Source organism: Paradesulfitobacterium aromaticivorans (assembly GCF_054657415.1).
This window is the reverse complement of the sequence record NZ_BAAHYT010000009.1, coordinates 139,451-165,966: the sequence shown is the minus strand read 5'-3', so window position 1 is coordinate 165,966 and position 26,516 is coordinate 139,451. Positions and strand designations below refer to the sequence as shown.

Here is a 26,516-nt window from a genome sequence, read left to right as displayed (position 1 = left end):
CTGATCTTTGAAAACTAAACAACAAGACGCCAATGTAACTCGTCAGTTTAGCTGAGCAATCAGCCGTAACTGAGAAATTGATTTTGAGCGATCAAAATCTCTTAAGAAGAATCGAACTTCTAAAGAAGTAGGTTGACAAGACAAACTTTTAAAGAAGTAAGATAAAACTTTTATGGAGAGTTTGATCCTGGCTCAGGACGAACGCTGGCGGCGTGCCTAACACATGCAAGTCGAACGGAGAATCTTAATAAGCTTGCTTAGAAAGATTTTTAGTGGCGGACGGGTGAGTAACGCGTGGGTAACCTACCCATAAGACCGGGACAACCCTTGGAAACGAGGGCTAATACCGGATAAGCTTAAGGCTCGGCATCGGGCTTTAAGGAAAGGTGGCCTCTGAACATGCTACCGTTTATGGATGGACCCGCGTCTGATTAGCTAGTTGGTGGGGTAAAGGCCTACCAAGGCAACGATCAGTAGCCGGCCTGAGAGGGTGAACGGCCACACTGGGACTGAGACACGGCCCAGACTCCTACGGGAGGCAGCAGTGGGGAATCTTCCGCAATGGACGAAAGTCTGACGGAGCAACGCCGCGTGTATGATGAAGGCCTTCGGGTTGTAAAGTACTGTCTTTGGGGACGAACGGTAGTTATGAAAACATTGTAGCTACATGACGGTACCCAAGGAGGAAGCCCCGGCTAACTACGTGCCAGCAGCCGCGGTAATACGTAGGGGGCAAGCGTTGTCCGGAATCATTGGGCGTAAAGGGCGCGTAGGCGGGTAATTAAGTCTGGTGTGAAAGGCAGAGGCTCAACCTCTGGATTGCACCGGAAACTGGTTATCTTGAGGACAGGAGAGGAAAGCGGAATTCCACGTGTAGCGGTGAAATGCGTAGATATGTGGAGGAACACCAGTGGCGAAGGCGGCTTTCTGGACTGTAACTGACGCTGAGGCGCGAAAGCGTGGGGAGCAAACAGGATTAGATACCCTGGTAGTCCACGCCGTAAACGATGAGTGCTAGGTGTAGAGGGTATCGACCCCTTCTGTGCCGCAGTTAACACAATAAGCACTCCGCCTGGGGAGTACGGCCGCAAGGTTGAAACTCAAAGGAATTGACGGGGGCCCGCACAAGCGGTGGAGCATGTGGTTTAATTCGACGCAACGCGAAGAACCTTACCAGGGCTTGACATCCACAGGATCCCGTGGAAACATGGGAGTGCCCGAAAGGGAACTGTGAGACAGGTGGTGCATGGTTGTCGTCAGCTCGTGTCGTGAGATGTTGGGTTAAGTCCCGCAACGAGCGCAACCCCTATCTTTAGTTGCTAACATGAAAGATGAGCACTCTAGAGAGACTGCCGGTGACAAACCGGAGGAAGGTGGGGATGACGTCAAATCATCATGCCCCTTATGTTCTGGGCTACACACGTGCTACAATGGCCGGTACAGACGGACGCGAAGCCGCGAGGTGAAGCAAATCCGAGAAAGCCGGTCTCAGTTCGGATTGTTCTCTGCAACTCGAGAGCATGAAGTCGGAATCGCTAGTAATCGCAGGTCAGCACACTGCGGTGAATACGTTCCCGGGCCTTGTACACACCGCCCGTCACACCACGAAAGTTTGCAACACCCGAAGCCGGTGGGCTAACTCGCAAGAGAGGCAGCCGTCGAAGGTGGGGTAGATGATTGGGGTGAAGTCGTAACAAGGTAGCCGTATCGGAAGGTGCGGCTGGATCACCTCCTTTCTAAGGAGACATGTTTAGCAAGCTATTGCTAAACTAATCCTATGGTCGAGACTCAAATCGAAGTTCTGCCCCTTAGTTTTCGGACTAAGGAAAGAAAACTGGATGAGAGTTTAATGAAGTTGTAACAGACTTCAAGCCGGAAACGGCAAAACCATTGGCGGCGTGATTGCTTTGGCAATCTGCTTAAGTCTTGTTGTTTAGTTTTGAGGGACCAGATTATCGAAGTGCGAGGCCTAATGTCCGAAAGGACATTAGGACAAACGCTGAGAACTAAAAGCTGGAAACTCAGAAAGCGAATGCGAAGTCCGGGGTTCTAGTTCTTTGAAAGCAATGCTTTCAATCGAACCACCAACATCGAATATCGAATATCGATCCGGGCCTATAGCTCAGTTGGTTAGAGCGCACGCCTGATAAGCGTGAGGTCGGTGGTTCGAGTCCACCTAGGCCCACCAATTCAGAAGCCAGAAATCAGAGGCCAGATACCAGATAAAAGCTTAGCTCAATCTGACATCCGGCATCTGATATCAGATATCTGGATATGGGGGTATAGCTCAGCTGGGAGAGCACCTGCCTTGCAAGCAGGGGGTCAGCGGTTCGATCCCGCTTACCTCCACCAAAATCGAAGTTCGAGCTTGTTTGATGGTAAAAAGGACATCCGGATAGAAAGTCAGGGACTAAGAAAAAACCTGGAAACTCAAGCAAAAATTATGACGATAGTCTCCAGTGATGATAGTCTCCAGTGACGATAGTGTCCAGTGGACACTATCGCCGAAGGCGCCTGCTCTATAGAATCACTTATCGCCTGAGGATGACTATCACCGAAGCCGATAACTACTAAGTATAACCATACGGCTGAGGATGATTATCGCCGAAACCGCAAACTGTCAAAAAATACATTTGCGGTGAGGATTGCAACGTTAAAACAGAAATGTTAAACTAACAATCCAACATTGTGTTCTTTGAAAACTGCACAGAGAGATCTTTTTGTCAAAGGATTCATAAAAAAACGAACCTTAAAGTGTTGGCGAAAATAGGTCAAGCTAATAAGGGCGTACGGTGGATGCCTAGGCGCTAAGAGTCGAAGAAGGGCGCGGTCAACGGCGAAACGCCACGGGGAGTCGCAAGCAGGCTTTGATCCGTGGATACCCGAATGGGGCAACCCAGTTGGAGTCATATCCAGCTATCTCTAACTGAATACATAGGTTAGAGAGGACAACCCGGGGAACTGAAACATCTAAGTACCCGGAGGAAGAGAAAGAATAATCGATTCCCGTAGTAGCGGCGAGCGAAGAGGGAAGAGCCCAAACCGGATTCTTCGGAAGCCGGGGTTGTAGGACTTTCTATTAAGCAAGGAAATCTAATCGAAGCGGTCTGGAAAGGCCCAGCAGAGAAGGTAACACTCCTGTAGGTGAAAGATAGACTTGCTGTGAAAGTATCCTGAGTACCGCGGGACACGAGAAACCCCGTGGGAAGCAGGGAGGACCACCTCCCAAGGCTAAATACTCCTTAGCGACCGATAGTGAACCAGTACCGTGAGGGAAAGGTGAAAAGCACCCCGGGAGGGGAGTGAAAAAGAACCTGAAACCGTACGCTTACAAGCAGTCAGAGCTCTTTGGAGTGATGGCGTGCCTTTTGTAGAATGAACCGGCGAGTTACGGTATGTAGCGAGGTTAAGGCGAGAAGCCGGAGCCGAAGCGAAAGCGAGTCTGAATAGGGCGACGAGTTACATGCTGTAGACCCGAAACCGTGTGATCTACCCATGGCCAGGGTGAAGTCCGGGTAAAACCGGATGGAGGCCCGAACTCACTGTCGTTGAAAAGGCAGGGGATGAGCTGTGGGTAGGGGTGAAATGCCAATCGAACACGGAGATAGCTGGTTCTCCCCGAAATAGCTTTAGGGCTAGCCTCAATTGATGATTATTGGCGGTAGAGCACTGAATAGGCTAGGGGCCTTACCAGGTTACCGAACCTTATCAAACTCCGAATGCCAAATAATTTAGATTGGGAGTCAGACTGTGGGGGATAAGCTTCATAGTCGAGAGGGAAACAGCCCAGACCATCAGCTAAGGTCCCAAAGTATACGCTAAGTGGAAAAGGATGTGGAATTGCCCAGACAACCAGGATGTTGGCTTAGAAGCAGCCACCATTCAAAGAGTGCGTAATAGCTCACTGGTCGAGTGGTTCTGCGCCGAAAATGTAACGGGGCTCAAGCGTATCACCGAAGCTATGGCTTGCCACTTATAGTGGCAGGGGTAGGGGAGCATTCCAAGTGCAGCGAAGTTATTCTGTAAAGAATGGTGGAGCGCTTGGAAGAGAGAATGCCGGTATGAGTATGCGAAAAGGAGGGTGAGAATCCCTCCCGCCGAAAACCTAAGGATTCCTGGGGAAGGCTCGTCCGCCCAGGGTAAGTCGGGACCTAAGCCGAGGCGATAAGCGTAGGTGATGGACAACTGGTTGAAATTCCAGTACCACTCTTAAGCGTTTGAGTGAAGGGGTGACACAGAAGGATAAGTTAAGCGTGCCGTTGGTTGAGCACGTCCAAGCCAGTAGGGAGTGAGGTAGGCAAATCCGCCTCGCTAAGTCCTGAGAGGTTAAGGGGAGCGAAATTAAGTAGCGAAGTAACTGACTCCAAGCTGTCAAGAAAAGCCTCTAGCGAGCGAGAGAGTGCCCGTACCGTAAACCGACACAGGTAGGTAAGGAGAGAATCCTAAGGCGCGCGAGAAAACCCTCGTTAAGGAACTCGGCAAAATGACCCCGTAACTTCGGGAGAAGGGGTGCTCCTAGGAATAGGAGTCGCAGAGAAGAGGTCCAGGCGACTGTTTAACAAAAACACAGGTCCCTGCAAATTCGAAAGAAGAAGTATAGGGGCTGACGCCTGCCCGGTGCTGGAAGGTTAAGAGGAGAGGTTAGCGCAAGCGAAGCTTTGAATTGAAGCCCCAGTAAACGGCGGCCGTAACTATAACGGTCCTAAGGTAGCGAAATTCCTTGTCAGGTAAGTTCTGACCCGCACGAAAGGCGTAACGATCTGGACACTGTCTCAACGAGGGACTCGGCGAAATTGTAATACCCGTGAAGATGCGGGTTACCTGCGACAGGACAGAAAGACCCCATGGAGCTTTACTGTAGCTTGACATTGGATTTTGGTAAGGAATGTACAGGATAGGTGGGAGACTAAGAAGCTAGGGCGCCAGCCTTGGTGGAGTCGCCGGTGGGATACCACTCTTTTCGTACTGAAGTTCTAACTTAGGCCCCTGAATCGGGGTTGAGGACAGTGTCAGGTGGGCAGTTTGACTGGGGCGGTCGCCTCCTAAAGAGTAACGGAGGCGCCCAAAGGTTCCCTCAGAATGGTTGGAAATCATTCGCAGAGTGTAAAGGCAGAAGGGAGCTTGACTGCGAGACTTACAAGTCGAGCAGGGACGAAAGTCGGGCTTAGTGATCCGGTGGTACCGAGTGGAAGGGCCATCGCTCAACGGATAAAAGCTACCCTGGGGATAACAGGCTTATCTCCCCCAAGAGTCCATATCGACGGGGAGGTTTGGCACCTCGATGTCGGCTCATCGCATCCTGGGGCTGTAGTAGGTCCCAAGGGTTGGGCTGTTCGCCCATTAAAGCGGTACGTGAGCTGGGTTCAGAACGTCGTGAGACAGTTCGGTCCCTATCCGTCGCAGGCGCAGGAAATTTGAGAGGATCTGTCCCTAGTACGAGAGGACCGGGATGGACGGATCACTGGTGTACCAGTTGTCTCGCCAGAGGCACCGCTGGGTAGCTATATCCGGATCGGATAAGCGCTGAAAGCATCTAAGCGCGAAACCGGCCTCAAGATGAGATTTCCCACAGCATAAGCTGGTAAGACCCCTGAATGATGATCAGGTTGATAGGCCAGATGTGGAAGCACGGTGACGTGTGGAGCTGACTGGTACTAATCGGTCGAGGGCTTGACCTAAAATTAAGCCACACAAGAGGTTAGGCTCACTTGGGCTCAAACTAAAGTGAGTAAATGATCCTTTGACAAAAAAGATCTGTGCAGTTTTGAGAGAACAACTCTCAAACTAAATCTGGTGACAATGCCGGAGGGGTTCCACCCGTTCCCTTCTCGAACACGGAAGTTAAGACCTCCAGGGCCGATGATACTTGGATTGCAGAATCCTGGGAAAGTAGGTCGTTGCCAGGTAACAAGTGAAGAGACTATCTTTTGAAGATAGTCTCTTTACTTGTTACTGCGTAAAAAGCTTTATACTATGGAGTCGGTTCCACCCGATCGATCCTCGGGCGGTAAGTTAAATATGGAGAAGCGCCCTCGGCGATAATGTCCACCGGACACTATCATCACACGGCGAAAGTATTCGTTTGTAGGTAGCAGTGTGGCGAAAGGATACACTGTATCCTTTCGTATCCCGAACTCGGAAGTTAAGACCTTCAGGGCCGATGATACTTGGACTGCAGAGTCCTGGGAAAGTAGGTCGTTGCGACTGACAGGAGGTCAGGAGTGCCGCGAAGGACACGATGTCCGAGAGCGGCCCAGGTAACACATGAAGAGTACTTATCTCTTGGAGATAAGTACTCTTCGTTCGTATTTGGAGAATATTTGAATCTATCTGGGGGAGGGGTTCTACACTACTAATAGAGCGACCAGGCTTCACCTGACCGCTCTTGAACCTTACTGTCTGATATCTTCACCGTAAGCCATCTTTTCCTCGGCATACTCTACCATTTTCTTTACCATGTTACCCCCGATTTTGCCAACTTCGCGGGTAGTCATGTTTTCAAATCCCCGCTCCTGGATGTCATCGTCCAAATTAAGCTCTTGGGCCACTTCCCATTTTAATTTGTCCAATTGGGCTTCGGATTCAGGAACTTCCGGTTTATTGCGGCTCATAAGACCATCCTCCTCTGCTAATTTTGGATTTTGAAATTTAGGAAGAATTCCAAGTACAATTATAGTTTGTGCAGGCTAATCGGAAATATGTCTGTAAAAACTTTTCAGTCAAAGTATAGTTAAAACTTATTTTGCTAAATCTGGTTAAAAGATTTTGGGTATTACTCCTAAAAGTTAAAAAAAGTAGCCCACCTACTGGCGGGCATAGAGCAGAGGGGTTAGATTGAGGAGGAGTGAGATGAGAAGGTAACCAGTGTATACTAACACTAGTTGTGAAAGTTGGTGCTTTTCACAACTAGATTGTAACCTATTTCTCAAAGTTTGGCTACCCCTTTTTTGAAATTCAGAATATTAAATTTATTAATAGATGTAGCCTATAGAAAATTATGGCGGCTAAAACTGGAATTGCTTAGTCGAATAGGTTAAACTGGGTTATAAAGAAAGCGGCTTAGTTGCACTTATGCACCCTCAAATGTTGATTTATAAATAGACGATGAAAGGAGTGGTGAGATGCGCGTAGCAGTAATTGATGGGCAAGGAGGCGGCATTGGTAGACATATCGTGGAACAATTGCGCAAGCGCATTCCCAATCTTGAAATTTTAGCTCTGGGTACCAATGCCTTGGCCACTGGGGCGATGTTAAGGGCAGGTGCAACTGAGGGAGCATCCGGAGAATCAGCGATCTGCTTTAATGTCAATAGAGTGGATTTGATCGTCGGGTCGATCGCTATTATGATGGTTAACGGTCTTTTGGGAGAAGTGACAGCACCGATGGCGGCAGCAATTTCTACCAGCTCCGCGGATAAACTTTTGCTCCCAATTCAAAGGGAAAATGTTCAAATTGTTGGGGTTCCTAAAGCCCCGTTGCCTCATCAAGTTGAAGCTTTAGTGTCTGATATAGAGCGGCGTTCTACGCAGGATGCATCTTCCATTTAGCAAGGGGGTGTATTAGTGACGAGTTGCAGTTTGACAAGTGCGAATGAGGTTTATGATCATTATAAGTTTGACACACGGCTTAAAATGTCTTATTATTAATTCATACTAATTCGATTGGAATAGGGGGTAATAAAAATGAAAGTAGCAGATTCTATTATTGATTTAATTGGCCAAACTCCCATGGTTAGGTTGAAGCGCATGGCTGAGCACAATATGGCTGATGTTTATGTGAAACTCGAGTACTTTAACCCAGGCGGGAGTGTTAAAGACCGGATTGCCTGGGGCATGATCAAGGATGCAGAAGAGCGGGGGTTGCTCAAAGAGGATGGAACTATTGTAGAGCCCACGAGCGGGAATACAGGAATTGGCCTGGCAATGATTGCCGCTGCACGCGGTTACCGTCTAATCATTGTGATGCCGGAGACGATGAGCATGGAACGGCGGCTATTGATGACTGCTTATGGAGCGGAGATTGTGCTTACACCCGGGGCGGCTGGCATGAAAGGGGCAATAGAAGAAGCTAAACGCTTGGTGCAAGTTAACCCTGGATATTTTATGCCTCAGCAGTTCGAAAACCCTGCCAACCCTGCTACGCACAGAGAAGGTACTGCACCTGAGATTTTACGGCAGGTTCCCGATCTTGATGCGCTAGTGGCGGGAATAGGGACAGGAGGCACAATTACCGGAATTGCAGAGGTTTTCAAAAGGCAAAAGCCGACTCTGAAAATATATGGTGTAGAGCCAGCAGCGTCCCCCGTTTTATCCGGAGGGAATCCCGGTCCCCACAAAATCCAGGGCATCGGAGCTGGGTTTGTACCTGAAGTTTTACGGCGGGATCTTATTGATGAGGTTATTACAATCTCCAATGAGGAGGCGATGACAATAGCGCGGAAACTGCCACGGGAGGAAGGGCTCTTGGTGGGGATCTCGTCCGGAGCTGCTGTGGCTGCGGCCCTCCAAGTAGCGCGCAAACTGGGTCCTGGCAAAAAAGTTGTCGCCATTGCTCCGGATACGGGAGAGCGCTATCTGAGCACTGAACTTTTTAACTAATTTTTAGACTGTCCTTCAACTTTACAAAGGAAAAACCCCTGTGCTACAATAACTTGTGGACTAACACAAGGGGGAGTCATAGTGTCAGGACATTCTAAGTGGGCAAATATTAAGCATAAAAAAGCCAAAGTGGATGCGCAAAAAGGGAAGATCTTCACTAAGCTTGGCCGTGAACTTATTGTGGCCGCACGTGCCGGAGGTGCTGATCCGGGGAATAATTTCCGTTTGAAAATTGCCATAGATAATGCCAAAGCGGCGAACATGCCTAATGACAATATTCAGAGGGCTATTCAAAAAGGTGCAGGCGACGGTGAAGGCGCTAATTATGAAGAACTGCGCTATGAGGGGTACGGACCTGGTGGGGTTGCAGTAATGGCGACAATATTAACGGATAACCGCAACAGGACGGCTGGAGAGGTGCGTCACATATTCTCCAAGAACGGCGGTAATCTTGGGGAAACAGGCTGTGTGAGCTGGATGTTTGATGAGAAAGGGCAGTTGACTGTTGCGCGTGAGGACTTAAAGATTAGCGAGGACGACTTAATCCTGAGCGTTCTTGAGGCTGGAGCGGAGGATATGGTCAGCGAAGACGAAAGCTTTCAGGTATATACCGCTCCTTCGGACATGGAAAGTGTAAGGCAGGTACTGCTCGACCAGGGAGTTCCGATTTTTGAAGCGGCAGTAAGCCTGATCCCGCAAAACACCGTAGAGATTGCGGATGCGGAGCAAGCGCAAAAGATTATCCGGCTGATCGAAACCCTTGAGGAGCACGATGACATCCAAAATGTATATACCAATTTTGACTTAGCCGATTCTTTATCTGAGGCTGATTTGTAAACTGGCGGTTAGCCGAAAAATTATTAAAGTTACCCTCCTGAGACTAACAATCTGTCACAGGAGGGTTTAGCATGTCCCGTGCCAAGAGTAAAGAGGAATCATCCCCCTGCCGTCGAACTACTAGATAATAGAACGGGGGACGATGATGATTATTTTAGGGATAGATCCGGGAACAGCTATCATGGGCTATGGGCTGATCGAGAAAAAGGGAAATTTATTAAGGGCAATAGAGTATTCATCCTGGCGTACTGATGCCAATACTCCTTTCGCGGAACGCTTACTGCATTTATATCGGGAACTGGATTTACTTTTGAGCAGCAAGCGTCCGGAGGAATTGGCAGTAGAACAGCTTTTTTTTAACCGTAATACTACAACCGCCCTAGCGGTGGGGCATGCCCGGGGAATTGTGCTCTTGGCAGCGGCCCAGCATGGAATTCCTATTTATGAGTACACCCCGCTCCAAGTAAAACAGGCGGTAGTCGGATACGGCAAAGCTGAGAAACAGCAGGTCCAGCACATGGTGAAAGCATTACTTGGATTGGCTGCCATCCCCAAGCCGGATGACACTGCCGATGCCTTGGCAATTGCTATTTGCCACGCCCATAGTTCAACAATGCAGAAGAAGCTGGGGGGATCACAGTGATTGGGATGCTGCGCGGTAAAGTATGGGAAGCAGCCACTGAGCGCCTGGTGTTAGATGTAAATGGAGTGGGATATATTCTGTTAGTTCCCTATGTCTTATTAAGCAAAGCAAGAACGGGGCAGGAGCTGACTCTCTATACTCATCTGATTCCCAAGGAAGAGGAGTTCTTGCTGTTTGGTTTTGCGACCCTGGCTGAGAAGCAACTGTTTCTGGCAATGCTGTCGGTAAACGGGATTGGGCCGAAAACTGCTTTATCCATTCTCTCTACTTTTACGGTAGAACAAGTTGAAAGTGCGATTGCTCAGGAAAATGTAAACTTGCTGACAAAAGTTCCAGGGCTGGGCAAAAAGACTGCACAAAGAGCGGTCCTTGAACTTAAGGAAAAGTTTAAGGCCAGTTCAGGGGTGCGACTTACGGCAGAGCCTGGAGCCGGGGGTTCTGAGGCTCTTGACAGCATGCTCGCTTTAGGGTTTAGTTTAGATGAAGCACGCTGGGCTCTGGCTCAGGTCCAGGAGCAGGGTGGAGAAGAAGTGCAGGGTTTAAGTACAGAGCAACAGCTAAAGCTGGCTTTGCGGTGTTTAAGCATTTCAAAGTCACATTAAAAGGTAAATTAACTGAATAAATTTACGAATACCAGCTTGCAAGATTGCCAAGTTTTAATGAGAGGAGAATGAGATGGAAGAACGTTTGGTAGCTCCTCAGGAACAAGTGTTAGACCAGGAAGGGGAAGTTCTCAGGCCTCACCGTCTTAGTGAATATATCGGACAAGGCAAGGTAAAGGAAAACCTCAAAGTTTTTATTCAGGCAGCTTTGAGCCGAGGGGAAGCTCTGGATCATGTCCTTTTATACGGTCCTCCGGGTTTGGGGAAGACCACGCTTGCCAATATTATTGCTGCAGAAATGGGAGTGCACATTCGCACCACCTCAGGGCCTGCGATTGAACGACCCGGGGATCTGGCAGCGATTCTTACAACGTTGGAGCCGCGCGATGTTCTTTTTATTGACGAAATCCACCGTTTAAGCCGGACTGCTGAAGAGGTTCTGTATTCAGCAATGGAGGATACCTGTTTAGATATTGTAATCGGCAAGGGTCCGAGCGCCCGTTCCATCCGGTTAGCCCTCTCTCCGTTCACATTAGTGGGGGCAACTACACGCGCCGGGCAGTTAACTTCTCCTTTACGGGATCGTTTTGGAGTAATTAGCCGCCTGGAGTTTTATAAGGTAGAAGACTTGTTGACTATCATCTTGCGTACGGCCAATATTTTGCGCTTGCCGATTACGGAAGAGGGAGCCAATGAAATAGCCTGCCGTTCCCGGGGAACCCCGCGCATAGCAAATCGCCTGCTTAAACGGGTGAGAGACTATGCGCAAGTTTGGGAAAATGGGGCAGTGAGCCGTCAGTTGGCTCGGGAGGCCTTAGATCGTTTGGAAGTTGACCCAAAGGGGCTGGATCAGATCGACCGCAAAACTGTGAATACAATTATTCACACTTTTGCGGGCGGACCGGTTGGGCTGGAGACATTGGCGGCCACCATTGGGGAAGAAGCGGAAACTATCGAAGATGTGGTAGAACCATTCTTGCTCCAGATGGGCTTTTTGCAGCGGACCCCGCGTGGGCGCATGGCAACCCTTAAGGCTTATGAACATTTAGGGGTTCCCTTGCCTCAGAGCCAGGATGGAAGATTATTCGAATTTGAATAACCCGGTCATAAATCGGTATAGCCCTGAGATAGGAGAGCTTAACTTAAGAGAAAATGGAGAGAGTCAAACAGAATATAAGGGTTGAAAAAGGGGCAATCTGTTCACAGAGTGAGGTGTGTCTGCGTGTGCCTAAAAGTGAGCAGGGTGCCTTTGCTGCTGGTGTTGGTGGCAGTTCTTGTATTATGGGCGGGGGTAAAACCGGTCCAAGCGAAAGAAATAAATGTAAATCTGGTGTGGAAATTCGCTCAAGCCGGCTGGCTGGAAATCTCAGTCAACACCGGCAGTTATGAACTCAAAGGGTTTTCCGCTGTCAGCAAAATGACTTCAGGCTCTGTGCTGCAGGTCGGGTGGGGGGGCCTAAGCCCTGTTGCGCGCTTTAACCATGGAGATTATGCGATTTTAGAAAGTGAGATCCTGGAATTAAGAGCTAACGGCCCAGGGACATTCAGAATTAAACAACCCTCCGGCACGGAGGTGGTCTACCGCGGGAGCCTTACTCTCGCTTGGCAGGGGGCTCATTGGCAGCTTGTGAACACTGTCGAGGAGGAAGATTATCTTAAAGGTGTCGTTCCTATAGAGATGAGTAACGAATGGGCAGAAGGTGCTTTTGAGGCTCTGAAGGCTCAGAGTGTGGCTGCCCGCACCTTCATGGCTAAGCATACGCAAAATAATAAAGCGATCACTGATTCTCCCGATACTGATCAGGCTTATTTAGGGAAGACGGTAGAAGGGGTGGCGTCAGCAGCCGTGGAAGCAACTGCCGGGGAGATTTTGATTGATGCTTCTTCCAAGCAGCCTATTGATGCCCTTTATTCTTCGCATAACGGCGGCTATACCGAGGATGCTAAAAATGTCTGGGGAAATACGGACCCGCATTATTCTTCCCATCCTGACCCTTATTCTCAGGGAGTCGGCGGGGCGGTAGACCGCTGGTACTTTCTAATTTCTGCTCCTGCTTTGGGCAAGACCTTCGGCTTGGGACCGGTTAGGCAATTGACTCTTGACAAGCTGCCCTCAGGTAGGGTAAAAATGGTGAAGATGGTAGACTGGTTGGGCCGGGTCCAGAGTGTTTCCGGACGGGAATTTGTTAAGGCTTTTTATCCATTTGGCCAGCCTATTCAAGAAGAGGCTTTCCTTGGCAGCTTGTTTAATGTGGATTTTCGAAGGTCACGGGTCCAGGAAGCAAGTACCAACAGGCTATTCCTTAATTGGTTCACCGGGGATAAAGGATTCAGCAATTGGTTTACCGGGGATATAAGATTCAGCCTGAATAATGACGGGGCTCTAAGACCCGGCCCCTTGTTAGACCGCATTATAAGCTCTAATCAGGGAGTTGCTCCTCAGAGCCAAGCATATGGCGTATATGTGATTGACGGCCGCGGCTGGGGTCATGGTGTGGGCATGTCTCAATGGGGTGCGTACCGGATGGCGCAATTGGGCTATAACTATAGGGATATCCTAAATTATTACTATGATCACGCACTTATAGTTAAGAAGGAAGATAATTAGATCAACATTCTAAATTGGAATCCATTCCATAGGGAATAAACATTTGCGAGCGTGCATTGCCATGCGATAGCTTGAGGATAGCTTGAGGATAGGAGACTGTCTATTGAGAACTTCGGATTTCGATTTTCACCTTCCGGAAGAATTAATCGCGCAGAAGCCGCTAGAACCGCGGGACTCATCCCGACTAATGGTCTTAAACAGAGAACAGAAGAGGGTGGCCCATCGAGTTTTTCATGATTTGCCCGGCTTGCTTAAGGCCGGAGATTTGCTCGTTCTCAACAACACCAGAGTTTTACCCGCCCGTTTGATCGGGGTTAAACAAGAAACAGACGCGAAGATAGAGGTTCTGCTCTTGCGCCGAGAAGAACGTGATATCTGGGAGGTCTTAATTAAGCCTGCCAAACGTCTTAAAACCGGGCATAAAGTACTAATTGGCGAGGGGTTGCTCACGGCAGAGGTTATCGAAGTATTGCCTGATGGCAACCGTAAAGTTCGCTTCAGTTACGATGGCGTCTTCGAAGAATTATTGGATAGGCTTGGGCGCATGCCTTTACCTCCTTACATTAAAGAACAGTTGGAAGATCAGGAGCGCTACCAGACTGTATATGCCAAAGAAAGCGGTTCCGCGGCCGCCCCCACTGCCGGGCTTCATTTTACTCCACAATTGCTGGCACAGCTTAAGGAACGGGGAATTGAAACTGCCGAAATCCTGCTTCACGTTGGGCTTGGCACTTTTAGACCGGTCAAAGCGGAAGAAATCGAGGAACATGTTATGCACTCAGAATATTTCCGCGTACTGCCGGAAGTAGCAGAGCAAATCAACCGGGCTAAGGCTGAGGGCAGAAGAGTAATTGCCGTGGGTACCACAGTCACCCGTACTTTAGAGTCTATTGGGGATTCCGAGAGCCGAGTTAAGCCTGCGGAAGGCTGGACTGACATTTTTATTTATCCGTCTTACCAATTCAAAATAGTGGATGCTTTAATTACCAACTTTCATTTTCCGAAATCAACCTTGGTCATGCTTGTGAGCGCTTTTGCCGGGAGAGAATTTCTCTTGCACGCATATGAAACGGCAGTTCGGGAGCACTACCGTTTTTATAGCTTCGGGGATTCAATGCTAATAGTTTAGGAATAACTACCCGTTGAATTTTGTTATTTAGAAGAGATTGATATTGCAATTTATATTGAGTTTAGATAATATTGAAGTTTATGATGGGATGTGAAGGGTTTGCCTGCGGTTCATTTGGAAATACTTAAAGAAGATAAGCGCACGCGCGCGCGTTTAGGAAAATTACATACTCCCCACGGGGTGATTGAGACCCCGGTCTTTATGCCCGTAGGGACACAGGCAACGGTCAAGACCATAACGCCCGAGGAACTTAAAGAATTGGGGGCCGGTATTATTTTAAGCAATACCTATCATCTTTTTTTGCGTCCCGGGGCTGATTTGGTTAAAGAGGCAGGGGGGCTTCATGCTTTCATGCACTGGGACGGAGCTATTCTCACGGACAGTGGCGGGTTTCAGGTCTTTAGCCTGGGTGACCTTAGAAAGATTAAGGAAGAAGGGGTGGAATTCCGCTCCCATTTAGACGGCTCACGCAGATTTCTAAGCCCGGAAATTGCGACCGAGGTTCAGATGGCTCTGGGTTCCGATATTGTGATGGCCTTTGATGAATGCGCACCTTACCCCTGCAGTCATGAATACGCTAAAGATTCCCTGGAGCGGACAACACGCTGGACCAAGCGCTGCCGTGATACGCTGACTACTACCGACCGCCAGGGGTTGTTTGGAATTGTGCAGGGTGGAGTGTACAAAGACTTGCGCGAGCAGAGCGCAGCTGAAATAACTGAGCTTGATTTGCCGGGGTATGCTGTAGGCGGCTTAAGCGTGGGGGAACCAAAAGAAATAATGTATGAAGTCTTGGAGTATACTGTTCCCCTTCTGCCCAGAGACAAGCCCCGTTATTTAATGGGGGTGGGCTCGCCGGATGCCCTGATTGAAGGGGTCATGCGGGGGATAGATATGTTTGATTGTGTGCTGCCCACGCGCATTGCACGCAATGGCACGGCTATGACCCGTTTTGGCAAGCTGGTGGTGCGCAATGCAGAAGCGGCCAGGGATTTCTCTCCCATTGATCCTACGTGTGATTGCTATACCTGCCGTAATTATTCGCGTGCTTATGTCCGTCACTTGCTCAAAACAGATGAGATCTTGGGTTTGCGCTTGATGACTATTCACAACTTGCGCTTCCTGCAGAATTTAATGCGAGAAATTCGCGAGGCCATTGCAGAAGACAGGCTGCCGGAATACAGGGAGAAGTTCTTTGCGGAGTACGGGTACACCAGGCGCACCCAGGCAGCAGGGAGCGTGGGTAGCTGTTAGGGGTGGCCGGGAGGGATGATGATGACCTGAGAAAATAATGATTTCTCACATCCTAGCAGGATTTTGACCAAGGTATGCTGAATAGTTGAGTAATTTGGGAGAAGAAAAAAGGAGGATAATCTTAATGCCTAATTCAACCGTTTCCTTAGTCCTTTATTTTGCAGTGTTTTTCGGTATCATGTACTTTCTCATGATCCGGCCCCAACAAAAGCAGCAGAAACAGCGGCAGGCCCTGTTAAGCAGCTTGAAAGTCAAGGACAAAGTTATTACTGCAGGCGGGATTTACGGCAAAATCATTAAAGTTAAAGACAAGTCCGTGATCCTGCAAATTGCCGACAAAGTGGAAATCGAAGTCGCCAAAGCCGGGATAGCCAGTGTGGAAAACCGGGAAATCGTAGCCGAGGATAAAAAGAAAGACAATGATGACAAGAATAATCAGAGCGATGTTGACAACAATAAAGTAGGACAGGAAGAACAAGCATAAGAATAAGCAGCTGAGAATGCAGAAGGATAAGTACAAGCATAAGCATAAGCTCCAGTAAAAGCAAAGTATAAGCAAGCAAGATTGTTCTGCGGGTAGAATGGTAAGCAAGTGGTTTGAGCCGCTTGCTTTTCAATTAGGCCGGGGCAATCTAGTTAAGAAGAAAATTTCTGATTAGGCAGGTAACATGCATGGCATCCCAAATGGAAAAATATACATACGAGGAAAAAGTACGCAGGGAACTTGAAGCTTGGGCCAAGAAAGTATTAAAGCGCCCCGGCATCTGGGAACGGGTATCGAAAAAAGTGCAGACGAAGGTAAATGATGTGATCCCGGATAAGGTGCACGCCGTGTTGACGGCTACAGTCAAAGGCCTTGTCAAGACCGTACTTTTCGGTCTTGATTTCGTTCCGAAAAGTGCGCCCGCACAGGGGCTAAGTTTGGAAGACCGCGACCGTAAAGCCTATGAGCTTATTTCCAATTACAAAAAAATTGCGGCGGCCGAGGGGGCAGGGACGGGTGCTGGCGGTCTTGTCCTGGGCATGGCTGATTTTCCGGCATTGATCGCTATTAAAATGAAATTTCTGTTTGAGCTGGCCCATGTTTACGGTTATACTACCCAAGACTATCGTGAACGTCTTTTTTTACTTTATGTTTTTCAACTGGCCTTCTCCAGTCAGGAACAGAAGCCGACTTTGTACACTGCCCTAGCCGACTGGAACGGGACAGTGAGGAAATGGCCATCTGGAACGGAATACCTGGAACAGATTGATTGGGAAAAGTTTCAGCGTGAGTACCGTGACACGATTGACCTGCGCAAGACTTTGCAGATGCTGCCCGGGGTAGGAGCGGTTGTAGGCGCGTGGGCCAATTACGGCCTGTTAGAAGAACTGGGACAGGTCGGAATGAACTGCTATCGCATGCGCCGGCTGCAAACGGAGGAAAGATCGCATGAGTAGAGTAACCATAGCAGATATCAAGGTAGATCCTCTGGTACAAGGATATATCGAAGGAGGGAGCCGCCACCTGGAAGCTCTGGGTTACACTGAGCACGGGTATAGGCATGTGGGTTTAGTTGCCCATATCTCAACCAACATCTTACAAAAACTTGAACATGCGGAAAGAGAGCAGGAGTTAGCGGCTATCGCCTCATATCTACATGATATCGGAAATGTAGTAAACAGAAACGGGCACGCTCAGGCTGGTGCAGTGCTGGCGGCTCAAATTCTGGAAAGGCACGCGTTGCCTCCGGAAGAAATTGCCGTGGTGATCGGGGCGATAGGCAACCATGATGAAAGTGATGGGCATCCGGTAAGTGCTGTGTCCGCCGCTCTCATTCTGGCCGATAAATCGGATGTTCACCGTTCACGAGTGCGCAACCCCGATCTTGCAACTTTTGACATCCACGACCGGGTGAATTACGCTGTTGAACATTCTTTTTTGCGCGTTTATGACAAAGACAGAATCGCCCTCGAATTAACAATTGATACGAAAATTTGTCCGGTTATGGATTATTTTGAAATTTTTCTGGCGCGCATGTTATTATGCAGAAAAGCTGCTGAGTTTTTAGGAGCTAACTTTGAGCTTTGGATTAATAGTGTCAAGCTTCTGTGAGAAAATGAAAACACAGGCCATTATCCGTAAATAAAGAAGTTCGTTGGGAAACGATTAAGTTATAGGTGAAACTTTTGTAAATTGACACTTGGACAAGCCAAGCCTTATAATTAACTTTGGCATGGGCAAGTCCCATTATAGTTAAAAGGGAGGAACATAGATGAGACGGGGAAACATCATCAAGCTCGCAGCACTTGTGCTGCTCGTAGCCTTAGCCGTGGCATTTTCGATTCAACCCCTCACAGATACCACTAAAGGTATCCCGCTGGGACTTGACTTGCGCGGTGGCGTCCACTTAGTGCTTCAGGCCGAGCCGGGCACAGACGGCAAGGCAATCACTAAGGACGAAATGGATAAAGCCAAAGCCATTATCTCCAAACGTGTAAATGATTTAGGGGTTTCCGAGCCGTACATTCAGGCCGATTATGCTAAAAACCGTATAATCGTTGATTTAGCCGGAATTCAAGACCCGGACAAAGCTGTGTCGGTGTTAAAAACCACGGCCAAACTTACGTTTCGTGATCCACAAGGAAATGTGGTGTTGCAGGGCGAAGAATTGAAAGACGCCCGCGCCGGGCAAAACCAACGGGGAGAATATGTGGTTAATTTAACTTTCTCACCTGAAGGAACCAAGAAATTTGCGGATTTAACGACTAAATTTGTTAAACAAAATATTAGTATATACCTCGATGATAAAATGCTGCAAAATCCTAATGTTAACGAACCGATTACTAACGGGCAAGCAGAGATTACTGGGTATTCCTCGCTTGAGGATGCAGCCAACTATGCCGTGCTTTTCCGCTCCGGCTCGTTGCCGGTAAGCATGAGCATTGCTGAGAAACGGCAAGTGGGAGCATCGCTGGGTGTTGATTCCCTGAACAAAAGCATTAAGGCTGGTATTTACGGCCTAGTGTTTATTTTGCTCTTTATGTTGGCCTTTTATAGGCTACCCGGCCTGGTTGCCAACTTCACGCTCGTTGTTTTTGCATTGCTGATGCTGTGGGCGTTGTGGCTGTTTAGAGCGGTACTCACTTTGCCGGGAATTGCCGGCTTCGTCTTGTCCATCGGCATGGCGGTGGATTTAAACATTATCGTATACGAACGCATTAAAGAAGAGTTGCGTCTGGGTAAATCCCTGCGGGCAGCGGTTGAAGCCGGGTTTAGCCGGGCCTTCATCACAGTCTTTGACTCCAATATTACCACCATGTTTGCGGCTGCGACTTTGTTCTTCCTGGGAACAGGGTCGATCAAAGGGTTTGCGATAACGCTTGGCATTGGCATTATCGCCAGCTTATTTACGGCGATCACATTTACGAGAATGGTCCTGCGCTGGATTGTAGGCATTAGCCCACGCATGAGTTCATTCTGGTTTGGCGTTAGGAGGGAAGCATAATGGCTGAGAAAAAGAACGGGGCTGTCGGCACTTCCCAAACTCCCGCGGCCAAGGCTGAAAGCTATGAGCAAGTGCGCAAGCTGCATCGCCTCTATTTTAATATTGTAAAAAAAAGGTATTGGTGGTTCGCCATCTCGCTCGCTGTCATTATTCCGGGGATAATCTCCCTCTTTCTGCAGGGCTTGAACCTGGGCATTGACTTCAAAGGCGGCACTATGCTCGACATGAAATTTAACAAACCTGTTACCCAGACGGTGCTTACGGATACTTTGAAATCCGTTGGCTTGGAGGGGAGTGTGCAACTGTCAAATGGGGATACTGTGGCCTTGATCAGGACTGATGCGCTGGAAGAGGATCAACGCAACCAACTTTTAACAGCGATTCAACAAAAAGTCGGAGATTTTGACCGCGGTTCTTTGAAGGAAGACAAAGTGGGGGCGGCCATAGGCCAAGAACTTACCCGCAACGCGTTTTGGGCTTTGATTATTGCTTCAGCTTTAATGCTTGCCTATATATCTTTCCGCTTCCAATTTGCCTTTGCGATCTCAGGAATTATCGCTCTGCTGCATGATGTGCTGGTAACCGTCGGGATTTTCTCTATCTTTCAGATCCAGATTGATTCTACGTTTGTGGCGGCCATTTTAACCGTTTTTGGTTATTCCATTAATGACACGGTCGTAATTTTTGACCGCATTCGTGAAAATGAAACTCGCTTAAAGCGTGGAGAAAGCTATGAGGATATGGTTGACAAATCAATTTGGCAGACTATGGGCCGTTCAGTTAAGACAGTGGCAACTGTGATCATTGCGTTGCTCGCTATCTTTATTTTAGGCGGAGAATCAACGAAGGTCTTTGCTCTGGCGATGCTGATCGGAGTTTTCAGTGGAGCTTACTCTTCAATCTTTAATGCCAGCCAAATCTTGGTTGAGATTAGAAAGTTCTTTGGCAAAGGCGGGAAAGTGGCCAGGGCTAAAGCTTAACAGAGTCTTTACTAAATCAGAAGAAAAATAGCTTATTTCCAATTGATTTCTTTGCATAAGATTTAGGTCTCTGACTCGTTAACTCAATCAAAATGCTGCTTAAAACTACCCCAGGCCTCGCTTGGGGTGAGTTTTTTAGTATTTAAAGTGAAAATCTAAGGGTAGTTCAGTGAACAAGTTCTACGAATCGCAGCAAAATACATCCCGGTGTATATTTGTATAGTGACAAGTTTTGCTTGTGTGTACTATAATAGGAACATAAGCGAAGAGGGGGGCATCGTGTGAGAATTACGGGTGCAGAAGCAATTATTGAAAGTTTAAAAAGGGAAAATGTTGAAGTGGTTTTCGGTTATCCGGGGGGAGCAGTGCTCACCCTTTATGATGCTTTGTATAAGGCAGACTTCCATCATATCCTCACCCGCCATGAGCAAGGGGCGGTTCATGCTGCGGACGGCTATGCACGGGCGACCGGCAAAGTTGGAGTTTGCATGGCTACATCCGGTCCAGGGGCTACTAATTTAGTGACAGGAATCGCGACCGCATATATGGATTCGATTCCGATTGTCGCCTTTACCGGACAGGTGGCTGTTTCTTTAATTGGGCGGGATTCTTTCCAGGAAGCCGACATTCGGGGGATCACCACGCCCATTACTAAGCATAATTACCTGGTTAAAAAAGTGGAAGATCTGCCGCGAGTTATTAAAGAAGCTTTCTACATTGCCCGTACCGGGCGTCCGGGTCCGGTTGTGGTTGATGTTGCCAAGGATGTATTCGCGGCGACTTTGGAATATGAATACCCTGAAAGTGTCAACCTGCGGGGCTACCGGCCAATTTTCGAAGGGGATCAGACCGCCATCGACCAGGCATGGGAGGCCATGACAGAGGCCCACAGGCCGCTCGTCTTTATTGGAGGCGGAGTAACCCTTGCCAATATGGCACGCGAAGTGACGGAACTGCTTGACTTGACCGGCTTTCCGGTAACTTCCAGCCTGATGGGATTGGGAACTGTGCCGGATGACCATCCTCAACATTTGGGCATGGTGGGTATGCACGGCACTTATGCCGCCAATATTGCCACTACAGAATGTGACCTGCTGATCGGAGTCGGAGTGCGCTTTGACGACAGAGTGACCGGTTTGTTAGCGGAATTTGCGTCTAAAGCCAAGGTGGTTCACTTTGACATTGATCCGGCAGAGATTAACAAGAATGTCTTAAGCGATATTCGCGTGGTCGGTGATTTGCGCTGGTCCATTCCTGCTCTACTGACAAAGGCTGCCAATCGAAAATCGGAGGACTGGAGAGCCAAGATTGAGAATTGGAGCCAGCAAGTTCAAGCTTGGTCTGAGGAAAATCCCCTTGCCTATGCACAGCGATCCGATGTCATCATGCCTCAGACTGTTATTGAAAAAGTAAGTGAGCTTACTGACGGAGACGCTGTTATCGTAACAGATGTAGGCCAACATCAAATGTGGACCGCCCAGTATTACCGCTTTAAGAATCCCCGTTCTTTCCTGACTTCAGGCGGCCTCGGCACCATGGGGTACGGACTCCCCTCTGCGATTGGGGCACAAATGGGCAAGCCTAATAAAACGGTCTTTCTCTTTGCCGGAGATGGTGGTATCATGATGAATTGCCAAGAAATCGCAACTGCCGCTAATAATAACTTACCGATTAAAGTCATTATTATGAACAACCAAGTCCTGGGCATGGTGGCGCAGTGGCAGCGCATGTTTTATGAGGGACGTTTAGCCCACACCAGCTTAAAAGGGCACACTGACTTTGTCAAGCTTGCTGAGGCCATGGGTGCCACCGGCTTGCGGGTCAGCAAACCGGAGGAATTAGAGGAAACCTTGAAGAAAGCCTTAGAGATTTCTGGTCCGGTCTTTATCGATGTCTTGGTTCCAGCAACAGAACATGTTTTACCCATGGTTCCACCTGGAGCTCGTCTGGACCAGATTATCATGGGGGGTGAATAGCAATGAAACATACGTTAGCAGTTTTAGTAGAAAACAGGCCGGGCGTTTTGACCCACATTTCCGGGCTAATCAGCCGCAGAGCTTTCAATATCGAGAGCATAGCTGCCGGCTACACTGAAGAGCCTGATACGACCCGGATTACCATCGTCGTAGAAGCTGACGAAATTGAGTTGGAGCAGGTGGTTAACCAGTTGTCCAAGCTCGTAGATATCATCAAGATCACCAAGCTTACAGTGGGGGATTCTATTCACCGGGAGTTGGCCTTGATCAAGGTCAAAGCAAGCTCGGAAAACCGTTCGAATGTTGTGGATATCGTGGACATTTTCCGTGCCAAAATCGTGGATGTGAACCGGGAAACAATGGTGATTGAACTTACAGGGGAAGAAAATAAGATAGATGCTTTGTGTGAAGTCCTAAAAGACTACGGAATTATTGAAATTGTGCGTACCGGGAAAGTAGCCCTCTCCCGCGGTCCGATTCCGGCTAAGGAGCTATAGTTTGAATTTGCGCAAGATTTTTTACCCCTTCGGTTAGCTCCGGAGGGCTTTTCTTTACAAGCAGAAATTTTCTGAGATTTCTCATTGACACATACCCGTATAGGGTATTAAACTCTGAATTAAAAGAAGTGAAAATTCGCTTCAAATAAAGGTAGGGGGATTAGACGTGGGGCAAAAAGTGTCATTTAAAGATTACGCTATTGTTGCATGTGGGACTATGATTCCGGAACTAAACTATCTTAAAGAAACCGGCTTTCTTGAGGCTAAATTATTATACACAACCCCGGGATTGCATCAAGTTCCGGAGGAATTAGAAAACCAGTTGCAAAAGCAACTGGAACTGGCAAAAAAGCAAGCCAAGAAAATTATTGTGGTTTATGGCGGCAAGTACTGTTATATTAACATGCGTGATTCCTACCGCACGATTGACAGCGTGATTGACGAGCTGAGAGAGGAAGGGTACTATATTGCCCGTACCCAGGTAGAAAACTGCATCGATATGGTGGCTACGGTAGAGGAGCGGGAGCGGATTGCGCAAGGGCGCAAAATCTGGTGGTGCACTCCCGGGTGGCTTAAGTATCGGGATTTAGAGTTCAAAGGTTGGGACAAAGCCAACGCCAACGAGAACTTTGGACAGTATACAGACGGCGGTCTCATGCTTGATCCGATTAATTTCTTTGACGAATACGCCTTAGAACATGTGGAAGAGATACTGGATTTTTCGGATTGGGCCTCAATTCCGCTGGTGGCAGAACCCGTAGGGTTAGAGCGCTTAAAAGAGGTTTTGGTCAGTGCCATGGCAGAGGAAGACCGCTAAGAAAAGCACATTTTTCTGCCACGCAGCCCAAAGGAAAACCTGGCTCGTTCTCGTAAGAGAGCGGGTCTTTTTTTGCTATTTTTTCAAAAACTATTAGCACTTTCAGTTCAAGGGCATATTTTGTAATAGACCCAGATACTTCCAGGTAGAAAGGAGGAGGCAGTATGGCGTTTGCAGGACCGGCAGTTGACGGCTGCGGGCCGAACTTCTTACCGGGAATTGCGATAGTGGTGGTTATAATCCTCTTGCTTATTGCAATGGGTATTGTTTTCTAAGCGAGTAAAAATTTAAGGAGGGAAAGATATGTACGGATTTGGATACGGAGCAGGCGCTTATGGCGGAGTTGGAGTTGGAGCTGGGTGGGGTGTCGGTGTCGGCATCATCGCAATAGCAATTCTGATCTTGATTGCCTTGGGTGTAATCTTCTAATTTAAGCTTCTTAATCACGGAAGGTTTGGCCACAATCTTAGAATAAATCTTACGAATAAAAAGGAGGAATATTTCATGGCATTCGGAGCAGGTGTAGGCACAGGTTGGGGAGCAGGAATCGCGATCGTTGTTGTAATCATTCTTCTCCTCATTGCGCTGGGTATTGTCTTCTAAAGAACTCTCAAGGGCGGCCTCAGGGCCGCCTTTAACATAGTCGTGAGCCTGGCCAAGAGGATAAGTGTGGGGCTGCTCGCAAGCAAACATGCTTGAGCAGCCCCATTTCGCGCAGATATTGATATTTGATTTGAGGAAGATTAAGATGGCAAGATTTTAGAGAAAATGAGATTAAGAATGGCGGTCTACCACCACCAGCGACGCCAACCCCACCAAGGCCAGCCCCAGCCGAAGCCCCACCAGGGCCAGCCCCAAAACCAACGACCCCACATGCTTTTGCTCCTCCTTTTACTCTCATTATCCAGCAGCACGGAACGTCTGCCTAATACACAGTATGAATTGCCATGGGTAGGTGTTCCTCTGATGGTTTATTAAGGGAATATTGATTAGGGCCAAGGTGCTTGGGATATACTAGCAACAAAAATGCTAGGAGGGGGTTTCTTGGGGCTGGGGCCGATGATTTTGATGGAGGCACTGGTATTGCTGTGCGCCGGGATGACTTTTGTTGCCGGGATACGGGGGACGGTCGCAGCAGTTGCGTTACTTACCGGCATTAACCTTTTCGTGCACGAGGGGCAGGATTTTTGGCGCTGGGAACTACCCCTGCTCCTGGGGGCATTTCTTGGAATTCTGGTATTAATTTTGCTCAGCCGGAAAGCCAGCAGGAGCAATATTGTAAGCGGCTTTGTCGGAGGCATAGTCAGTTTGGTTGTTTTTGCTGCTTTTATCACTCCGATAGTGGCAGTTCTGATCTGGGTGCTTATTTTTGGGACCGGTCTTATTTCTGCGCAGAATAGAAAGCAAGTATTATGGGGTTTGGCACCCTCTCTGTGGCGCCTTTTTCTTAGCGTAGCTTTGATTGTATACGGTAATTTTCTTACTTTTTGAACAGCTGGACTAAGTATAAGTTCTGACTTGCACTAACGTTGCATTTTTGGTATCTTATACATAGAATAGAATGTGTCAGGCTGAAACGGCTGGGCCCTACTGCCGGGCAGCGGAGCGGATCCGTGGGACTTCCTTTGTTAGTTGGAAGTTCTTTTTTTACGTTAAAAACCAGGTTTTTACGCAAAAAAGGTTTTTAGTACTGGCAAAATGCAGATAGGAGTGTTTAAGATGGAGGCGAAGGCCCGAGTCGCTTCAATGTCGGTTATTTCAAACGCATTTTTAACAGTCGGCAAAGTGACCATCGGCTTCGCCAGCGGTTCGGTTAGCATACTTTCTGAAGGTATACATTCCGGGATCGACCTGTTCGCGGCCCTGATTGCTTTTTTCGCGGTGCGCGAATCCGGCAAACCGGCTGATGACAGGCACGCTTACGGACACGGCAAGATCGAGAATGTATCAGGGACTGTGGAGGCGTTGCTGATATTCGTGGCGGCCACTTGGATTATGGTGGAGGCTATCCATAAAATAACGAACAGAGTCCAGGTGGAAAGTGTCGGCTGGGGTCTCGTGATTATGGGAATTTCCGCTGTGTTAAACTTAATTGTTTCTACTATGCTGATGCGGGTGGCGAAAAAGACGGATTCAGTTGCCTTGGAAGCGGACAGCATGCACTTGCGCACTGATGTCTACACGTCAGCAGGAGTTTTTGTGGGGCTCATCCTTATACAGGTCACAGGCTGGAGCATTCTTGACCCCGTGGTTGCGATTGTGGTTGCGTTGCTGATTATTAAGACTGCTTTTAATCTGACACGGGAAGCATTCATGCCACTTGTTGATACGAGCCTGCCTGCGGCGGAAACGGAAATTATAACTTCTATTATTAATAAACATGAGCATGAATTTGTGGAATTTCATAAGCTGCGTACGCGTAAAGCCGGGGCTGAACGCCATATTGACCTCCACTTGGTTGTGCCAAAAGATAATTCGGTAGCCCAAGTTCATGACCTGTGCAACCGCATTGAACGGGAGATCAAGGAGGAATTGCACGAAGCGCATGTCCTGATTCATTCCGAGCCGTGCACTGACCGTCAAACATCGTGCGCCCAGTGTGAAGGGATGAAACGCAAATGCGACGGAACTTACGGCTGTGAAGATCCCGTTCACCGCAGCAGCCGCAATAATTAAGCAAAGGAACAAGCGGTAATTAGCCAGTGCGAACAAAGGGGGGTTGGGAATTTGTACATTTTAATGTTTTCCTTAATATTTGCGCTTCTGGTCGCGATTTTTGCCGTCCAGAACGCAGCGCCTGTGCCTATCAACATATTCTGGGCGGTCAAAGAGGTGCCGTTGGTCTTAGTGATTTTTGCTTCAGCAGTAGCTGGAGCTTTGATCGTTTTTTTGCTCGCCCTTGGGCGTGAATTTAAGCGTAGAAAAGCCGTGGGAAAAGAAAAAGTTAATGGGGACGTGGTGAAGGGATCTTCGTTAGATGCCGGTAGCGAAGCCGCCGAGAGCGCTAAAGATACAGCGGGCAACAGGGAGTCAGTGCTGAAGCACTGACTCCCTGTTGCCGTCCCTTACCTCTTTGCCTTATAATGAA

Annotated in this window: 22 protein-coding genes, 2 tRNA genes and 4 rRNA genes; 27 read left to right on the top strand and 1 reads right to left on the bottom strand. The window is 48.4% G+C overall.

What is annotated here, in order from left to right; translation table 11 throughout:
- Positions 1-169: 169 nt before the first annotated feature.
- The 6 genes from ACYQ2N_RS05350 to rrf (ACYQ2N_RS05325) all read left to right on the top strand — a co-directional run bounded on the left by ACYQ2N_RS05350 (position 170) and on the right by rrf (ACYQ2N_RS05325) (position 6,207).
- Positions 170-1,736: ribosomal RNA gene (locus ACYQ2N_RS05350) — 16S ribosomal RNA — on the top strand.
- Between the two features lie 375 nt (positions 1,737-2,111).
- A tRNA-Ile gene (locus ACYQ2N_RS05345) sits at positions 2,112-2,188 on the top strand.
- An 88-nt stretch (positions 2,189-2,276) separates the two neighbouring features.
- Positions 2,277-2,352, top strand: a tRNA-Ala gene (locus tag ACYQ2N_RS05340).
- 417 nt (positions 2,353-2,769) lie between these two features.
- A 23S ribosomal RNA gene (locus ACYQ2N_RS05335) occupies positions 2,770-5,678 on the top strand.
- Between the two features lie 111 nt (positions 5,679-5,789).
- Positions 5,790-5,906: ribosomal RNA gene (gene rrf / locus ACYQ2N_RS05330) — 5S ribosomal RNA — on the top strand.
- A 181-nt stretch (positions 5,907-6,087) separates the two neighbouring features.
- A 5S ribosomal RNA gene (gene rrf / locus ACYQ2N_RS05325) occupies positions 6,088-6,207 on the top strand.
- Together the 16S, 23S and 5S rRNA genes with 2 tRNA genes alongside form the textbook arrangement of a ribosomal RNA operon.
- A gap of 185 nt (positions 6,208-6,392) precedes the next feature.
- Here rrf (ACYQ2N_RS05325) and ACYQ2N_RS05320 read toward each other — a convergent pair.
- Complete coding sequence (locus ACYQ2N_RS05320; protein ID WP_459997994.1) at positions 6,393-6,611, bottom strand: alpha/beta-type small acid-soluble spore protein; 219 nt, start codon at positions 6,609-6,611, stop codon at positions 6,393-6,395.
- A gap of 510 nt (positions 6,612-7,121) precedes the next feature.
- On the opposite strand from ACYQ2N_RS05320, the gene ACYQ2N_RS05315 reads away from it, so the two are divergent.
- From ACYQ2N_RS05315 to ACYQ2N_RS05215, 21 genes are all read left to right on the top strand, one after another.
- Complete coding sequence (locus ACYQ2N_RS05315; RefSeq protein WP_459997992.1) at positions 7,122-7,547, top strand: DUF3842 family protein; 426 nt, start codon at positions 7,122-7,124, stop codon at positions 7,545-7,547.
- Positions 7,548-7,682: 135 nt separating this feature from the next.
- Positions 7,683-8,597 (top strand): cysteine synthase A, encoded by a 915-nt coding sequence (cysK, locus tag ACYQ2N_RS05310; RefSeq protein ID WP_459997990.1) that lies wholly within the window; start codon positions 7,683-7,685, stop codon positions 8,595-8,597.
- A gap of 81 nt (positions 8,598-8,678) precedes the next feature.
- A complete protein-coding gene (locus ACYQ2N_RS05305; RefSeq protein ID WP_459997988.1) occupies positions 8,679-9,434 on the top strand; it encodes a YebC/PmpR family DNA-binding transcriptional regulator in 756 nt (251 codons plus the stop codon).
- Between the two features lie 145 nt (positions 9,435-9,579).
- Entirely contained in the window at positions 9,580-10,077 is a 498-nt protein-coding gene (gene ruvC / locus ACYQ2N_RS05300; RefSeq protein WP_459997986.1) for a crossover junction endodeoxyribonuclease RuvC, read from the top strand.
- Positions 10,074-10,679, top strand: coding sequence for a Holliday junction branch migration protein RuvA (ruvA, locus tag ACYQ2N_RS05295; protein ID WP_459997984.1), 606 nt, complete (start codon positions 10,074-10,076; stop codon positions 10,677-10,679). The genes ruvC and ruvA overlap by 4 nt, the downstream gene beginning before the upstream one ends.
- Before the next feature lie 73 nt (positions 10,680-10,752).
- Positions 10,753-11,778 carry a Holliday junction branch migration DNA helicase RuvB gene (gene ruvB / locus ACYQ2N_RS05290; protein ID WP_459997982.1) on the top strand — a complete coding sequence of 342 codons (1,026 nt, stop codon included), beginning with the start codon at positions 10,753-10,755 and terminating at the stop codon, positions 11,776-11,778.
- Between the two features lie 144 nt (positions 11,779-11,922).
- On the top strand, positions 11,923-13,287 hold the full coding sequence (locus ACYQ2N_RS05285; protein WP_459998002.1) for a SpoIID/LytB domain-containing protein: 1,365 nt from the start codon (positions 11,923-11,925) through the stop codon (positions 13,285-13,287).
- A 103-nt stretch (positions 13,288-13,390) separates the two neighbouring features.
- The gene (gene queA, locus ACYQ2N_RS05280) at positions 13,391-14,416 is read left to right on the top strand and encodes a tRNA preQ1(34) S-adenosylmethionine ribosyltransferase-isomerase QueA (protein ID WP_459997980.1); all 1,026 of its coding nucleotides are present in this window, start codon (positions 13,391-13,393) and stop codon (positions 14,414-14,416) included.
- Between the two features lie 99 nt (positions 14,417-14,515).
- Positions 14,516-15,670, top strand: coding sequence for a tRNA guanosine(34) transglycosylase Tgt (tgt, locus tag ACYQ2N_RS05275; protein WP_459997979.1), 1,155 nt, complete (start codon positions 14,516-14,518; stop codon positions 15,668-15,670).
- 124 nt (positions 15,671-15,794) lie between these two features.
- On the top strand, positions 15,795-16,154 hold the full coding sequence (gene yajC / locus ACYQ2N_RS05270) for a preprotein translocase subunit YajC (protein ID WP_459997978.1): 360 nt from the start codon (positions 15,795-15,797) through the stop codon (positions 16,152-16,154).
- 188 nt (positions 16,155-16,342) lie between these two features.
- The gene (locus ACYQ2N_RS05265) at positions 16,343-17,110 is read left to right on the top strand and encodes an EcsC family protein (RefSeq protein ID WP_459997977.1); all 768 of its coding nucleotides are present in this window, start codon (positions 16,343-16,345) and stop codon (positions 17,108-17,110) included.
- Positions 17,103-17,765, top strand: a complete 663-nt coding sequence (locus tag ACYQ2N_RS05260; RefSeq protein ID WP_459997976.1) for an HD domain-containing protein — start codon at positions 17,103-17,105, stop codon at positions 17,763-17,765. Before ACYQ2N_RS05265 ends, ACYQ2N_RS05260 begins: the two co-directional genes overlap by 8 nt.
- A 160-nt stretch (positions 17,766-17,925) precedes the next feature.
- Entirely contained in the window at positions 17,926-19,158 is a 1,233-nt protein-coding gene (gene secD / locus ACYQ2N_RS05255; RefSeq protein WP_459997975.1) for a protein translocase subunit SecD, read from the top strand.
- Complete coding sequence (secF, locus tag ACYQ2N_RS05250; protein WP_459997974.1) at positions 19,158-20,138, top strand: protein translocase subunit SecF; 981 nt, start codon at positions 19,158-19,160, stop codon at positions 20,136-20,138. The genes secD and secF overlap by 1 nt, the downstream gene beginning before the upstream one ends.
- Positions 20,139-20,419: 281 nt before the next feature.
- The gene (gene ilvB / locus ACYQ2N_RS05245; protein ID WP_459997972.1) at positions 20,420-22,114 is read left to right on the top strand and encodes a biosynthetic-type acetolactate synthase large subunit; all 1,695 of its coding nucleotides are present in this window, start codon (positions 20,420-20,422) and stop codon (positions 22,112-22,114) included.
- A gap of 2 nt (positions 22,115-22,116) precedes the next feature.
- On the top strand, positions 22,117-22,611 hold the full coding sequence (gene ilvN, locus ACYQ2N_RS05240) for an acetolactate synthase small subunit (RefSeq protein ID WP_459997971.1): 495 nt from the start codon (positions 22,117-22,119) through the stop codon (positions 22,609-22,611).
- A gap of 166 nt (positions 22,612-22,777) precedes the next feature.
- On the top strand, positions 22,778-23,428 hold the full coding sequence (locus tag ACYQ2N_RS05235) for a DUF1638 domain-containing protein (RefSeq protein WP_459997970.1): 651 nt from the start codon (positions 22,778-22,780) through the stop codon (positions 23,426-23,428).
- Positions 23,429-23,731: 303 nt separating this feature from the next.
- Complete coding sequence (locus ACYQ2N_RS05230) at positions 23,732-23,857, top strand: hypothetical protein (protein ID WP_459997969.1); 126 nt, start codon at positions 23,732-23,734, stop codon at positions 23,855-23,857.
- Between the two features lie 615 nt (positions 23,858-24,472).
- Positions 24,473-24,919, top strand: coding sequence for a hypothetical protein (locus ACYQ2N_RS05225; RefSeq protein WP_459997968.1), 447 nt, complete (start codon positions 24,473-24,475; stop codon positions 24,917-24,919).
- Between the two features lie 228 nt (positions 24,920-25,147).
- Positions 25,148-26,104 (top strand): cation diffusion facilitator family transporter, encoded by a 957-nt coding sequence (locus tag ACYQ2N_RS05220; RefSeq protein WP_459997967.1) that lies wholly within the window; start codon positions 25,148-25,150, stop codon positions 26,102-26,104.
- A gap of 51 nt (positions 26,105-26,155) precedes the next feature.
- A complete protein-coding gene (locus ACYQ2N_RS05215; RefSeq protein WP_459997966.1) occupies positions 26,156-26,476 on the top strand; it encodes a LapA family protein in 321 nt (106 codons plus the stop codon).
- Positions 26,477-26,516 lie beyond the last annotated feature (40 nt).

Excerpts from the sequence above, each read along its gene's own strand:
- secD (WP_459997975.1), top strand. The coding sequence starts at position 17,926 with ATGAGACGGGGAAACATCATCAAGCTCGCAGCACTTGTGCTGCTCGTA.
- cysK (WP_459997990.1), top strand. The coding sequence starts at position 7,683 with ATGAAAGTAGCAGATTCTATTATTGATTTAATTGGCCAAACTCCCATG.
- secF (WP_459997974.1), top strand. The coding sequence starts at position 19,158 with ATGGCTGAGAAAAAGAACGGGGCTGTCGGCACTTCCCAAACTCCCGCG.
- ACYQ2N_RS05220 (WP_459997967.1), top strand. The coding sequence starts at position 25,148 with ATGGAGGCGAAGGCCCGAGTCGCTTCAATGTCGGTTATTTCAAACGCA.
- ACYQ2N_RS05315 (WP_459997992.1), top strand. The coding sequence starts at position 7,122 with ATGCGCGTAGCAGTAATTGATGGGCAAGGAGGCGGCATTGGTAGACAT.
- ruvC (WP_459997986.1), top strand. The coding sequence starts at position 9,580 with ATGATTATTTTAGGGATAGATCCGGGAACAGCTATCATGGGCTATGGG.
- ACYQ2N_RS05265 (WP_459997977.1), top strand. The coding sequence starts at position 16,343 with ATGGCATCCCAAATGGAAAAATATACATACGAGGAAAAAGTACGCAGG.
- ACYQ2N_RS05230 (WP_459997969.1), top strand. The coding sequence starts at position 23,732 with ATGTACGGATTTGGATACGGAGCAGGCGCTTATGGCGGAGTTGGAGTT.
- ACYQ2N_RS05320 (WP_459997994.1), bottom strand. The coding sequence starts at position 6,611 with ATGAGCCGCAATAAACCGGAAGTTCCTGAATCCGAAGCCCAATTGGAC.
- ruvB (WP_459997982.1), top strand. The coding sequence starts at position 10,753 with ATGGAAGAACGTTTGGTAGCTCCTCAGGAACAAGTGTTAGACCAGGAA.
- yajC (WP_459997978.1), top strand. The coding sequence starts at position 15,795 with ATGCCTAATTCAACCGTTTCCTTAGTCCTTTATTTTGCAGTGTTTTTC.
- ilvN (WP_459997971.1), top strand. The coding sequence starts at position 22,117 with ATGAAACATACGTTAGCAGTTTTAGTAGAAAACAGGCCGGGCGTTTTG.
- ACYQ2N_RS05260 (WP_459997976.1), top strand. The coding sequence starts at position 17,103 with ATGAGTAGAGTAACCATAGCAGATATCAAGGTAGATCCTCTGGTACAA.